Source organism: Nocardia sp. NPDC050712, from assembly GCF_040654295.1.
Taxonomy (GTDB): domain Bacteria; phylum Actinomycetota; class Actinomycetes; order Mycobacteriales; family Mycobacteriaceae; genus Nocardia.
The window spans coordinates 1,634,348-1,647,848 of record NZ_JBFAHT010000003.1 but is presented as its reverse complement, the minus strand read 5'-3'; the positions used below and the strand labels follow the sequence as shown (position 1 = coordinate 1,647,848).

General features: G+C 68.9%; 11 protein-coding genes and 1 tRNA gene. 5 read left to right on the top strand and 7 right to left on the bottom strand.

Annotation, left to right across the window (positions count from 1 at the left end; translation table 11 throughout):
- Positions 1-30: 30 nt before the first annotated feature.
- Positions 31-1,173 (top strand): acyl-CoA dehydrogenase family protein, encoded by a 1,143-nt coding sequence (locus AB0H76_RS28125; RefSeq protein WP_357329764.1) that lies wholly within the window; start codon positions 31-33, stop codon positions 1,171-1,173.
- Here the strand turns inward: AB0H76_RS28125 and AB0H76_RS28120 are convergent, their stop codons facing one another.
- The 3 genes from AB0H76_RS28120 to AB0H76_RS28110 all read right to left on the bottom strand — a co-directional run bounded on the left by AB0H76_RS28120 (position 1,174) and on the right by AB0H76_RS28110 (position 4,078).
- Positions 1,174-1,767, bottom strand: coding sequence for a DUF308 domain-containing protein (locus AB0H76_RS28120; protein ID WP_357329763.1), 594 nt, complete (start codon positions 1,765-1,767; stop codon positions 1,174-1,176).
- 83 nt (positions 1,768-1,850) lie between these two features.
- Positions 1,851-3,440 carry a glycosyltransferase family 39 protein gene (locus AB0H76_RS28115; protein WP_357329761.1) on the bottom strand — a complete coding sequence of 530 codons (1,590 nt, stop codon included), beginning with the start codon at positions 3,438-3,440 and terminating at the stop codon, positions 1,851-1,853.
- A gap of 437 nt (positions 3,441-3,877) precedes the next feature.
- Entirely contained in the window at positions 3,878-4,078 is a 201-nt protein-coding gene (locus tag AB0H76_RS28110) for a hypothetical protein (RefSeq protein ID WP_357329760.1), read from the bottom strand.
- Positions 4,079-4,429: 351 nt separating this feature from the next.
- Between AB0H76_RS28110 and AB0H76_RS28105 the strand changes: the two genes are divergently transcribed.
- From AB0H76_RS28105 to AB0H76_RS28090, 4 genes are all read left to right on the top strand, one after another.
- On the top strand, positions 4,430-4,606 hold the full coding sequence (locus tag AB0H76_RS28105; RefSeq protein ID WP_357329758.1) for a hypothetical protein: 177 nt from the start codon (positions 4,430-4,432) through the stop codon (positions 4,604-4,606).
- Between the two features lie 110 nt (positions 4,607-4,716).
- Positions 4,717-8,154 (top strand): BTAD domain-containing putative transcriptional regulator, encoded by a 3,438-nt coding sequence (locus tag AB0H76_RS28100; protein WP_357329756.1) that lies wholly within the window; start codon positions 4,717-4,719, stop codon positions 8,152-8,154.
- Positions 8,155-8,258: 104 nt separating this feature from the next.
- The gene (locus tag AB0H76_RS28095) at positions 8,259-9,176 is read left to right on the top strand and encodes an NADP-dependent oxidoreductase (RefSeq protein WP_357329754.1); all 918 of its coding nucleotides are present in this window, start codon (positions 8,259-8,261) and stop codon (positions 9,174-9,176) included.
- A 45-nt stretch (positions 9,177-9,221) separates the two neighbouring features.
- Entirely contained in the window at positions 9,222-9,638 is a 417-nt protein-coding gene (locus AB0H76_RS28090) for a DUF4267 domain-containing protein (RefSeq protein WP_357329752.1), read from the top strand.
- 106 nt (positions 9,639-9,744) lie between these two features.
- On the opposite strand, the gene AB0H76_RS28085 is transcribed toward AB0H76_RS28090, so the two are convergent.
- The 4 genes from AB0H76_RS28085 to AB0H76_RS28070 form a co-directional block, all read right to left on the bottom strand.
- A tRNA-Arg gene (locus tag AB0H76_RS28085) sits at positions 9,745-9,817 on the bottom strand.
- A 147-nt stretch (positions 9,818-9,964) separates the two neighbouring features.
- Positions 9,965-10,852: a DUF1542 domain-containing protein gene (locus tag AB0H76_RS28080; protein WP_357329750.1), complete on the bottom strand. Its 888-nt coding sequence runs from the start codon at positions 10,850-10,852 to the stop codon at positions 9,965-9,967.
- A gap of 108 nt (positions 10,853-10,960) precedes the next feature.
- Positions 10,961-12,421 (bottom strand): NAD(P)/FAD-dependent oxidoreductase, encoded by a 1,461-nt coding sequence (locus AB0H76_RS28075; RefSeq protein WP_357329749.1) that lies wholly within the window; start codon positions 12,419-12,421, stop codon positions 10,961-10,963.
- A gap of 76 nt (positions 12,422-12,497) precedes the next feature.
- Entirely contained in the window at positions 12,498-13,448 is a 951-nt protein-coding gene (locus AB0H76_RS28070; RefSeq protein ID WP_357329747.1) for an alpha/beta hydrolase family protein, read from the bottom strand.
- Positions 13,449-13,501 lie beyond the last annotated feature (53 nt).

The following is a 13,501-nucleotide window of genomic DNA, read 5'->3' as shown; positions in this document are numbered from 1 at the left end:
CCGGCGGCCGCGGCGGGTAGAAACAGGGGCATGCCAGTTGATCGGATGCTGCCCACCCCCGAGGCGCGCGACCTCATCGACCTCACCCGCGATATCGCCGACAAGGTGCTCGAGCCGCGGGTCGTGGAATCCGAGAAGACCGGGACGTTTCCCGACGGGGTCTTCCCGGCGCTGGGCGCCGCGGGGCTGCTGAGCCTGCCGTACCCGGAGGAATTCGGCGGCGGCGGTCAGCCCTACGAGGTGTATCTGCAGGTCCTCGAGGAGCTGGCGAGCCGGTGGGCCGCGGTCGCGGTGGCGGTCAGCGTGCACAGCCTGTCCTGCCATCCGCTGTTCAGCTTCGGCACCGATGAGCAGCAGCAGCGCTGGCTGCACGACATGCTGTCCGGCGAAACCATCGGCGCCTACAGCCTTTCCGAGCCGCACGCCGGTTCCGATGCCGCCGCACTGCGCTGCCGGGCCACCAAAACCGCGGACGGCTACCGCCTCAGCGGCGCGAAGGCCTGGATCACCAACGGCGGCCGCGCCGACTTCTACACGCTGTTCGCCCGCACCGGCGAGGGCTCGCGCGGCATCTCCTGCTTCCTCGTCCCCAAGGACCTGCCGGGCCTGAGCTTCGGTAAACCCGAGGAGAAGATGGGCCTGCGCGGCATCCCCACCACCACCGCCGCCTACGACGACGCCCTGCTCCCGGCCGAACGCCTGGTCGGCGCGGAGGGGCAGGGCCTGTCCATCGCCTTCAGCGCCCTGGACTCCGGGCGGCTCGGCATCGCGGCCGTCGCCACCGGTCTCGCCCAGCGCGCCCTGGACGACGCCGTCGCCTACGCCAAGGAGCGGGAGACCTTCGGCCGCCACATCATCGATCATCAGGGCCTGGGCTTCGTGCTCGCCGACATGGCCGCCGCCGTCGACTCCGCCCGCGCCACCTACCTCGACGCCGCGCGCCGCCGCGACGCCGGCCTGCCCTACTCCCGGCAGGCCAGCGTCGCGAAGCTCATCGCCACCGACGCCGCCATGAAGGTCACCACCGACGCCGTCCAGGTGCTCGGCGGCTACGGCTACACCCAGGACTTCCCGGTCGAGCGCTACATGCGCGAAGCCAAGGTGATGCAGATCTTCGAGGGCACCAACCAGATCCAGCGCCTGGTCATCGCCCGCGGCCTTGCCGGAAGTTAGCTAGAGGACGGTGGAGGCGGCGACTTCCTTGGCCCGACCGCGCACCTGGAAGGCGCCGATGATCTCCATGATGCCCATGAAGATCAGCCACCAGCCGACCACCAGGGTGAGGGTGGCGATGGAGCTGATCGGCCAGATCATCAGCGCGAAGCCGCCGATCAGCAACATCAGGCCGAAGAAGATCTGCCAGCCGCGCCCGGGCAGGCCCGGCTCGGCGCCGGCGCTCATCAGCGTCGCGACACCGCGGAACAGCCAGCTGATGCCGATCCAGATCGCCAGCAGGACAATGGAGTCGCCGACGTTCCGGAAGCACAGCACCGCCAGGATGATCGCGATGATGCCGCTGAGCACCGACAGCAGTCGCCAGCCCACGCCGACGTGCGCGCCGAACGCCGCGATCAACTGCAAGATGCCCGAGACCAGCAGGTAGGCGCCGAACAGCGCGCCCGCGACGACCAGGGTCGCGCCCGGCCAGACCAGCATGAGAATTCCCAGTACCACGGACAGGACGCCGACCAGCAGCAATGACGACCAGGCGCCGCGCGCCAGCTGCTGCAACGGACCTTCGTGGACTCCCGCTTCGGTGGTTGCCATGCCAGCAGCCTAAGCGTCACCGAGCGATAGCTGAATAGTTGCTGAATTGCGATTCGGCGACAACTCGAGACGAGGACAATGGCTCAGCGGGTAGGCCGGGAGGTGGCCCGGTGGTCCTGCCACAGGCCCAGGTCGAAGTACAGCGTGGTCATGGCGTCCCACAGCGCCGGCCACGACTGCTTCGGCCCCTGGCATTTCCAGACGGCGACCATCCGGTCGATGCCGGGGATGCCCATCGTGTCGTTGACCCGCACGATGCGCTCGACCTCGGCGAAGCGCGCGCGCAGCTCCGGCTCGGCGGTATCGAGCCCGACGTAGATCACCGTGTTCGTCGCATCCGGCGGCGGCCCGAAGAATCCGAAGCCCCGGCTCGGGCTGTACGTGGCGGGCAGGTCGTACTGCTGACCGAACTGTTCGACCGCGCCGGCCTGCCAGTAGCCCTGGGCGATGACGACCGCGTTCGCCTGCTCCTCGGGCGTCAGCGTGCCGTAGCCGATGTCGACAGCGGCGACCATATCGTTCCAGTTGGTCGTCCCCCACAGCCCCGACCGCAGGCCGAGGTCGATGGCGTCGTAGGCCTGGGCGCGCCAGCTGGGCGGCAGCGGCAGCACGGTGAGCGAGGCGACGAACATCAGCACCGTCGCCACGACGGTCGGAATCAGCGCGAGATTCATCCAGCGCTTCCGGTCGTACTGCCACAGCGCGACCGCGCCGAGCGCGAACATCGCCGGAAAGAAGCCGGTCGGGTAGTACGGCCGGCCGTGCGTGACGATGACGAACGCGGTCATGATCACCAGCGCGATCGCGATGAAGCGATACGGCCGCAGCGACTCCTGCTTGAACACACCCCAGAACGCGATGGCGATCAGCAAGCTGCCGAGCAGACCCGCCAGGCCGAGCCACTGCGGCAGGAACCCCGGCGGGCCGTAACCCGTGGCGTCCTGCTCGGCGCCGATGATCGTGCCCATCGCCAGCTGCGGCCAGTTGTGCTGGGACTGCCAGTAGAGGATCGGGATCAGCGACGAGGCGAGAATGCCGGTGGCGACCCACAGCGCCGGGCGGCGCAGGATCTCGCGCGGCCCGCACAGGATGACCGCCAGGCCCAGGCACGCCCAGACCAGCGGAATCATCCACTTCACCTGCATGTCCAGCGCGGCAACGAGTCCCGCGATGACGAGCAGCCGGTCCTGCCGGGTCCGGACCCAGCGGACGAACAGCCAGGTGATCACGGCCGTGAGCGTCGCGTCGAAGGAGAACGTGCTCAGGATGACCTGGGTGGCCAGCAGGTAGGAGGTGGCGTAGGTGCCGGCGGCGAGCAACTGCACGCGGTGGCTGCCCCGGAGTTCGTAGGCGATCAGCGCCGCCACCACGATCGCGCCCACACCCATCACCACGGCCGGGAACCGCAGGGCCGTCAGCGATCCCGGCGCGAGCAGGTCCGCGATCCGGGCGAACAGCGGCACGATCACGCCTTGATCGGCGTAGGTGTAGTCCAGGCGCCGTCCGGCGGAAAGGAAATAGAGTTCGTCGCCGAAATAGTCGTAGCGGGCGGCGGTAACCGTCAGCACTATCGTGGCGATCGAAGCCATCAGCGCGACGCCGCGCCAGGCGAACGTCGGCCGGATATCCGGAATATCGTCCGGATCGATGCGCGCCTCGAGGACCGCTGTCATGAACTGCCCCTATAACTTTCCGACAGGTGCCTACGACGCCACCCAGTACTGGTGGCGCCACCCTGTTCGCTGGTGAACCGATTCCTCCCCGGCAGCGAACTTGGTGAGCGCGAGCGCTCGGTGGTCCTGCTCGGATTGTGCAGTTTTGCGCAACATTAGTTTGTACCACTACAGTCCGCAAATGTATGGCCGGGCACAGCGATAGCCGCCTGCTGTGAATTACCCGGAACGGCCCGGCGAGACCGCCGTGACCTGGGTGGCGAATTGCGTTGTGGCTGAATGCGGTTACCGATTTCGGCGAAAGTTCGGCCACCGTTCACCGGCGCGGACAGTAAAAGTGATCCTTGACACAATTGCCCGGTCGCTCGAACTGCATGCTTCCATTTGCAAGCATCGATCTGAATAAACGACCGGCGCAACGACTCTCGTGAGCAGGTTCAGAATTCGAGGTTCGGGGCGGGGATCAGGCCGCGCCGGATCGCCTCCGCGCCGAACCTCTCCACCTGATCCCGCCCTCGCGCAACGCTTTCCGGTACATCGGTCTCGAGGTACTCGCGCACCTTGCGCCGCCAGAAAGCCAGGTGCTGCAGCAGCTCCGCGTCGGTCTGGCTCTCAGGGGGTCCCATGTTGATGGCCATGCCTGGCATCATCCGACCGGGCGCCGCCCGTGCGGCGCATTGCGGTCGGCACGGTGTTTCGCCCAGCACTCGGGACAGGGAATCATGACAATGTCACAGGCACGCCGGTTGCAAATACTTGCAGCCCCGAATACGCCTGATATGGCGGGCACATTCATCGGCGATGAGCGCAATCGGGCTCCATTCTCCGGCATCTACTGGTGCCCCTATTTGTACCGGCTTGCGAAAAACGCCACCCCCGCGTATCTCAATTCCGATCCCCCCGCGTTGCTAACAAATCCATTGTCCCGGACGATCTTTCAGCCAGGCTCGCCGTTCTGAGGCCCCGCACCCTGACTGAAGGACTCCCGCATGATGAACGCAGTACGTGGAATTGTTATCGCCACCGTAATCGGCGCGACCACCGTGATCGGTGGCGGCGTCGCCGCCGCCGAGCCCACCACCATCGGCGAGGGCTGGCCGACGAATCTCTGCGACTCCCACCCGCTGCTGAAGGTGTGGTGCCTGCTCACCACCGGCTCGGCCTAGCCGAATCCGGTTCTCGCACATCATGATCGGGTGTGCGAGTCCGGCCGCCGCCGGGTGACCCACCGCCCGCACCGAAACCCGGCCCGGCCACGCGTACGATTTGCCAGGTCATGGTCTTTATCCGGGTGTTGGGTGCGTTCGTAGCCGAGGTCGGCGCCGAACCCGTTCCCCTCGGCGGGCCGCGGCAGCGCGGGGTGCTGGCCCTGCTGGTGGCGGCGCGCGGGCAGGTTGTTCCGGTCGACCGGCTGGTCGAGGACCTGTGGCGTGGCGAAGCGCCGTCGCGAGCGCTGGCGTCGCTGCAGGCGTACGTGTCCAACCTGCGCCGCCTGCTGGAACCCGCTCGCCCGCCGCGCGCCCCGGCCCGCTTGCTGGTGAGCGCGGCGCCCGGCTACGCGTTGCGGCTGCCGCGAGAAGCGGTGGACGCGTGGCGCTTCGAGGAGCTGCTCGACGCGGCCCGCACCCTCCCCGATCCCCGGGCCGCGCGCGCCCGGCTGGACGAAGCGCTGGCGCTGTGGGGCGGACCCGCGTTCGCCGAGGTCGCCGACGAGCCGTGGGTCGCCGCCGAAACCGCGCGGCTCGACGAATTGCACCTGGTCGCCCGGGAGCTGCACATCGCCGCCGGACTGCGGCTCGGTCACCCGGCGACGGTGGTGCCCGACACGGAGCGCCTCACTCGCGACCATCCGCTGCGCGAGGAAGGCTGGCGCTTACACGCCCTCGCGCTGTGGAGCAGCGGTCGCCAGGCCGACGCCCTGGCCGCGCTCCGCCGCGCTCGCGCCACCTTCGCCGACGAGCTGGGTCTGGATCCCGGGCCGGGCCTGGTGGAATTGGAAGAGGCGATCCTCGCCCAGCGCACGGACTTCCTGCGCGAAGCAGTTCCGGTGCGCGACACGGTGCCGACGCACGACGCGGTGCCGGTGCGCGACGCGGTGCCGGTGCGCGACGCGGTGCCGACGCACGACGCGGTGTCAGTGCGCGACATGGTGCCGACGCACGACGCGGTGCCGGTGCGCGACACGGTGCCGGTGCGCGATATGGCGCCGAATAACGACTCCAGTACAAGGGATTTCGACTCCGAACGGATGCCGTCGGCGTTTACCCACGGGCCGATCACGACACCGTTCGTTGGACGGGAGGCCGAGCTCGCGGCGCTGCTGACGGCAGCCGGTGAGGCCGTCGGCTCCGGGGCGCGTGTCGCGCTCGTCACCGGGGAGGCGGGGCTCGGCAAGTCGACACTGCTCGAGCATTTCGGGCGGCGACTCGAAGCGGACGGGTGGCTCGTGGCCGCCGGGCGCTGCCCCGACGTGGACAGCGCCCCACCCGCGTGGGCGTGGGTCGAGGTCCTGCGGGCGGTCGCGAGCAGCGTTCCGATGGGCGAGTTCGCCGCCGACCTGGCGCCGTTGCTCTCGGACTCGGTGCGGGAGAACGGTGACGCGGCGGCCGGACGGTTCCGGCTACGACAGGCCCTGTGGGCCCGGCTCTCGACAGCGGCCGTCGACCGCCCGGTCGCCGTCGTCGTGGACGACCTGCACTGGGCGGACGCCGCCACACTGGAACTGCTCGGTGGCGGCGTCGACGCGCGGGGCCCGATCCTGATCGTCGCGGCGTACCGCGCGGATGAAAGCGAACGTCTCACAACAACACTCGCGTCCCTCGCCCGCACCGCGCCGCTCCGGCTGGACCTGCCCGGACTCGACCACGACAGCGTCGCGGAGCTGGTGCGCACCGAGTGCGACGCCGACGACGCGACCGTGGCCGGGATCGCCGAGCGGACCGCGGGCAACCCGTTCTATGTGCGGGAGAGCGCGCGGCTGCTCAACGGCGAGGGCGCGCTGATCGCGCTCTCCGAAGTTCCCGAGGGTGTACGGGATGTGTTGCGGCGCAGGCTCGCACGGTTGCCCGAGAGCGGCGTGTCCGTCCTGCGGCTGGCGGCGGTGGCCGGCCGGGAAAGCTCGGTGGAGATGCTCGTGCGGGCCGCCGACACCGACGAGGACGGCGTCCTGGACGCACTGGACGCGGGCGTCATCGCCGGGCTGCTCGACGAGCCCGGACCCGGGCTCGTCCGATTCGTGCACGCGCTGGTGCGGGACACGCTGGTCACCGATGTCAGCCGAATGCGGATCACCAGGATGCACGCCCGGATCGCCACAGCCCTGGAAGGCTCCGGCGATATCGCGGCCCTCGCCCATCACTATGCGCGAGCGGGATCACCGAAGGCGGTCGGCTATTGCGTGCGGGCCGCCGAATTGGCCGAGGCGCGCTATGCCCACGACCTGGCGGCCGCGCTGCTCACCGACGCCGTCGCCAACTGCACCGACCCGGACGAGCGGGTCGATCTGCTCGGCAGGCTGCTGCGCGCGCAAGTCAGAGCCGGGGACGTCACCGCGGCCCGGCGCACGCGTGAGCAGGCCGTGGAGTACGCCGAGTCCCTCGGGCGCGCGGACCTGATGATCGCCGCGTTCAGCGCCTGGACCGAGCCCACGCCCTGGCAGGCCCGCACCTACGGCACGGTCGACCATCCCATCGTCGACCGCCTCCGCCGTTTGCTCGCGCAGACCGGTCTTGCCCCCGACGTGCGGTTTCACCTCCTCATCGCCTATGCCCACGAACTGGTGGGCGAGGGCGATCCGACCGTGCTCGCGGCCGCCCGGGAAGCGCTCGATCTGGCCACCGCCCCCTGTCTCCGGGCCGCGGCGCTACTGGTTCTCGGGCGCGAGTCCGGGCAGGCGGAGTACTCCCATGAGCTGATGGAGATCGTCGCCGAGCACGACCTACCGGTCTACCGCATGACCGGGTTGCTCAACCTGGCCGCGAACGCCGCCGCGACCAACGACCCGGCGACCATGCGCCGCCTGCTCGAGCAGGTGCTCGACCTCGCCCGCGCCTACCGGATGCCGGAGGCGGCCGGTGCCGCCGAGATCGCGCTGACATCGCTGGTACTCATCGAGGGCCGGTTCGCCGAGGCCGAGCGGCTCTACGCGGAGGCCACCGAACAACTCGAACGCGCCGGGTCGGTGCACGCCGCGGGCTTCCTGCGCCTCACGCTGGCGGTGACCTGGCTCAACGCCGGCACCCTCGGCGACCACTTGGACGACGTGCGGTCGCTGCACGAGATTCTCGGCCCGATGGTCGCCGACCTGCTCACACTGGCCCTGCACGCGGCCGGCCACGACGACGAAGCCCAGCGGGCCCGCACCGCGCCGACCCTGATCCGGCCCGACTTCTTCTTCACCTTCCTGACGAGCCTGCGCGCGATGGCGCTCGTCGCCCTGAACGACCGCGAGGCCGCCCAGCAGGTCTACGCCGACCTGCTCCCGCACCGCGACGGTCCACCGGCGGGCGCGGCGAGCCTGTCGCTGGCACTGCGGCCGGTCGCCCACACGCTCGGCGAGCTCGCTCTCCTGCTCGACCGGTACGACGAGGCCGCCGAACATTTCGCCACGGCCGCCGTCGTCGCGGACCAGTGGCGCGCACCCCACTGGTCGGCCGATGCACGATCTCGCGCCGATCATGTTCTGGGCCTTCAGGTTTCGCCGCCGCAACGCTGAAAGATAGATCGGCAATCCGGTCGCTCCAAGTCGGCTCCAAGTGCGTTCCAAAACCCGGGGCGCAATCTCGACCTCAACAGAAACGAACTGGTCGAGGAGCGACAATGAGCACAACCACTTTCCGGGCCGCGGTCGTCCGCACACCGAGCGGACCCGATTCCATCGAGATCATCGATGTCCCCCTCGCCGAGCCCGGCCCCGGCGAGGTCCGCGTCGCGGTCGCCGCCGCGCCGGTCAACCCCACCGACCTCGGGGTCGTGGGCGGCTTCTTCCACCAGATGGGCATGATCGACCAGCCCGCCCACACCGGCCTGGGCTGGGACTTCGCCGGCACCGTGCATGCCGCCGGGCCGGGCGTCGACCTGGCTGTGGGCACGCGGGTCGCCGGTGTCGTCCTGGGTTTCGACCGCGACTTCGGCACCTACGCCGAGCAACTCGTGGTGCCCGCCGCCGAACTCGCCGTGGTGCCGGACGGGCTCGACTTGGCCGCCGCGTCGACGGTGCCGCTGAGCGGCTTGGGTGCGGCGCAGATCGTCGACCTGCTCGGGGACGCGACCGCCGACGGCAACCGGTTGCTGGTGACCGGCGCGGCCGGCGCGATCGGCGCCAACGTGGTCGCCCTCGCGCCGGATCGAGGCTGGCGGGTGACCGGTCTGGCCCGCACCGAGGACGAGCGATTCGTCCGCGGCCTCGGCGCCGATTTCGTCACCGCCGCCGAGCCGGGCTGGGACGCGGTCGTCGACACCACCTCGCAGCAGCTGTGGGGCCTGACCCCGGTCCGCGACGGTGGTTCCTTCGTCGGCGTCCGGCCCAACATCGTCCCCGCGGCCGAACGCGGGATCACAGTGAACGTGCTGATGGCGCAGTCGGACGGCCCGCGTCTGGCACAACTGCTGGCCCGCGCCGCGTCCGGCCGGTTGCCGACCCGAGTGCACGCGGTCCTGCCGCTGACCCAGGCCGCCGACGCGCACCGGGCTATGGCCGAAGGCGGGACGCGCGGCCGCTACGTGCTCGAGCCCTGACCCGCCGCCGCCACCAGCTCACGAATACTCGCAAGGAGAACAACAATGTCCCTCAAGACGATCAACACCGTCCTCGCCGCCACCTTCATCCTGTTCATCCTCTGGTTCGGGACGGGCTACATCCTGAGCCCGGAGGCAACAGCGGCCGGCTTCGGCCTACCGAGCTGGCCGCCCGGCGACGGCGGCGGCTTCCTCATCGTCAAGGGCGTCCGCGACGTCGTCATGGCCCTGGTACTGGCCATCCTGCTCGTCACCGGCCACCGCCGCGCACTCGGCTGGGTCCTACTGGTGCAGTCCCTCGCCGCCTACGGCGACATGACCAACGTCCTGGCCCACAACGGCTCCGTATCCACCGCACTCGCCGTCCACTGCCTGACCGCAACGCTGATGGTGATCAACGGCCTCCTGATAATGCGCGAAACCCGCAAAACCCCGGCCACCCCCACCCCACAACTTGTCTAACGCCATCGAACCCGAAGCGGCCCGGCCCCCAGCCGGGCCATTTTCGGTATCCGCGTTCGCGTATCGCGCCGTCCCAGAGCAGAACTGGGGAATTCGTTCACTGAAGTGCCCTCGGCAGGATTCGAACCTGCGACACCCGCTTTAGGAGAGCGGTGCTCTATCCCCTGAGCTACGAAGGCTGGGCTAGATGGTTTCGGAGTCTACCGGGTGGGGTGGGTGGGGGCGGAATCGTGGGGAGCGTCAGTGGCTGTCGAGGCCGGTGCTGTCGTGGCCGGCGTTGTTGTAGTCGCTCTGGTCGTAGCCGCCGGAGTCGTAGCGACCCTGGTTTAGTCGCCTTGGCCGTAGCCGCTCGAGTCGTAACCGCGCTGATTGTGGCCGCCGCCTTGGTTGTAGTCGCGCGAATCGTAACTGCCCTGGTTGTAGCCGCCCGAACCGAAATTGCCCTGGTCGTAGCCGCCGGAGTCGTAGCCACTCTGGTTGTAGCCGCCGGAGTCGTAGCCACTCGCGTCGTCGTAGGTAGCGGACGGGGGGTTGCCGTATTCGCCGAGGGCGGGGTCGTTGCCCTCGTCGAAGCCCTGCTCGAAGGTGGTGGCGTCGTAGGTGATGCCGGGCATGTCGGCGAAGAGGGCGGTGAAGAGGGCGGTGGCGCCGAGGGTCCAGGCGCCGGTGAGTAGGGCGGGGCGCCACCAGGGTTCGGAGTACCAGCCGCCGGGGACGGGGCGGCCGGCGACCAAGCCGCCTGGGAAGTAGTGGGGGGTGGCGGAAGAAGGGGTTGGGGAGGCGGTGATGTGGCGGCCGTCGTCGTAGACGGCGATGCGGTCTTCGGTGACGCGGCCGGCGCGGTTTTGGTAGGCGAGCTGTGGGATGGCGGGGCCGGGGTCCATGCCCATCGCGGTGCGGGCGGCGCGGATGTAATAGAGGCCTTCGAAGGCGGTTTGTTTGGCGAGACGGGCCTGGACGGGGGTTCTGGCCTGGTCGAGTTGGGCGCCGGCGGCGTTGTGGCGTTCGGCCGCGTCGGCGAGGGCCTGCCCGGCGGCCTCGTTGCTGGGCACAAGGTTGTAGACCTGGCCGCCGAGGCGCTCGTTCTCGCGTCTGGCCTCGGCCAGCGCGTCGTCGAGCTCGTACTCGGCCAGGCCCCGGGGGCTGCCTTTCGGTCTCATCACGAGCAGCACGGCGACGATCACGACCACCAGCAGGAGTAGGAGCCAGATCATCGTTCGCTCGCCTTCCGTTCGCGGATTTCGAACGGATACGAGTTTACTGATTATTTGCTGACATTCCTTACGGGCGGTTTAACTCGCAGTTAAGCGTTTGCTGTGTAATTACTGGGCCGCGGCCTCGGTGTAGTCGGCCGGTTTGAAGGTCTTCGTCTTCCAGCGGTAGAGCACCGTGGCGCCGGGCCAGTTGTTGGTGATGCGACCGGCGGCGTTGCGGTACCAGCTGGAACAGAAGTTCCAGGGGGTGTCCTTCAGGCGGCGCTGCAACCAGTCGTCCCAGTCCTGTTCGGCGTTCACGCGGGCGGCCAGCTGGCGGCCGGGGCGTTCGGCCAGGTACTGCACGACCTGACGGATGTAGCGGGCCTGGGATTCGAGCATGTAGATGATCGATCCCGAGCCGACGTTGGTGTTCGGGCCGTACATCATGAACAGGTTCGGGAAGTCCGGCACCGAGACGCCGAGGTAGGCGCGGGCCCCCTGGTCACCCCAGACGTCGGTGAGCTTGCGCCCGCCGACGCCGTAGATGTTCATCGGGGCGAGGAATTCGGTGCCCTTGAATCCGGTGCCGTAGATGATGACGTCTACCGGGTGCTCGACGCCGTCGGCGGTGCGGATGCCGTTCGGGGTCACCGCCTCGATCGCGGTGGTCTCGACGGCGACGTTGGGCTGGGCGAGCGCCGGGAAGTACTCGTTGGAGAACAGTCCGCGCTTGCAGCCTGCCGCGTAGTCGGGGGTGAGCTTGGCCCGCAGTTCCGGATCGGGCACCTGCTTGTCGCGGTGCCGGTCGGCGAGCGCGATGACCGGGGTCTTCATCGCCGGGATGTCGGTCAGCGCGAGGGCGAGCACCTCGAAGAAGGACCAGATGGCGAAGCGTTCCGCCAGCCGGGTCGGCGGCAGGTACTTGAACAGCGCGTGGTGCAGCGCGGTGTACTCGGTGTCGAACTTCGGCAGCACCCAGGCGGCGGACCGCTGGAACAGCGTCAGGTGCGCGACCTTCGGCTGAATGCGCGGAATGTATTGGATCGCACTGGCTCCCGTGCCGATGCAGGCCACCCGTTTACCGGTCAGGTCGACACTGTGATCCCACTCGGCGGAATGGAACGCCGCGCCGGTGAAAGTGTCGATGCCCGGCAGGTTCGGCAGGGCCGGGCGCGAAAGCTGCCCGACGGCCGGAACCAGCACGTCGGCGGTGAGCCGGGCGCCGTCGCCGGTGGTGACCGTCCACTGCCCGGACCGCTCGTCGAATTCGGCGTCGGCCACCTCGGTGCCGAAGCGGATGAAGCGCCCGAGATCGTGCTTCTCGGCCACCTCGCGCATGTACGCGTGGATGTCGGCCTGCTCCGAAAAGCGCCGCGGCCAATCGTTTTTCGGCTCGTAGGACCACGAGTACAGCGGCGAAGGCACGTCGCAGGCCGCGCCCGGGTAGGTGTTCTCCCGCCACACGCCACCGAGGTCGGCGGCCTTCTCCAGGATGGTGAAGTTCTCCAGCCCGGCGCGGCGCAATTCCAGCGCCATGCCGAGGCCGGCGAATCCGGCGCCGATGATGAGGACGGACGGGGTTGTCATATTCCGAGCGTAGAGGCGCGGGCCCACGCCGCGAAGAGATCAGCGGTCAGTAAATCGGCATTTTCGGCCACGCGGCCTATTTGACCTTCAGCGCGTCCAGGATCATCGGGCGCGCGGTGGCGATGGCCTGCTGCCAGTACGGCCAGGTGTGCGTGCCGTTCAGGACGTCGACACGAGCGCGAATCCCCAAGGTTCCCAAACGGTCCCGCAGGATCTGGGTGGCCGTCAGCGACATCGCTTCCAGACTCATGGCATTCACCGTGTTCCCGATGCCGCTCGTCAGGTCCAGGACACCGGGCACGCCGTTGCCGGTGGAAATGTAAATCGGTAGGCCACGCAGCTTTTCGGCCTGCATCGTGGCGTCGTTGCGCTGCCAGGCCGGGTCGCTTGCCGGGCCCCACATGTCGTCGACGTTGAACTGGCCCTCGTCCCACATGGCGGCGCGCATCGCCTGGTTCCAGGCCGGGAAGGTCGGATTCACGAAGCCGGAGAAGGAACCGGCGAACTTGAACTGGTCGCGGTGGTGCGCGGCCAACGTGAGCGCGGCGTTACCGCCCATGGAGGCGCCGACCACCGCGTTGTTGGTCCGCGAGACGCCACGCTTGGCCAGGAAGGCGGGCAGTTCGCGGGTCAGGAAGGTCTCCCACTTGTAGGTCGACTTCTGCCCGTTGGTGCTGCTCGGCCGGTACCAGTCGGTGTAGAAACTCGAGCGGCCACCGACCGGAAACACCAAAGTGACGTTGTCACCGGCGAATTGGCGCAGCACGTCGGTGTCGGAGACCCACTGGTTGTGGTCGCCGGGCGCGCGCAGGCCGTCCAGCACGTAGAGGGCGGAGCTGCCGCCGCGGGCGGCCCACTGCACCTGCACCTTGATCGGCCCCATGCTCGACGGGACCACGAGGTCTTCGCGGCCACCGGCCGGCGCCGCGGTGGCGACCGCCGCACCGAGGGTCGACAGCAGCCCGGCCGCCGCGAGGACCGTGATGATCGTGCGCAGCCGGCCCGCGAATTTCCGGCCGGATCGCATTGTCGTGAACAGACGCATAGCTCCCACCTTCTCCCCCGAGCAAAATACCTAAA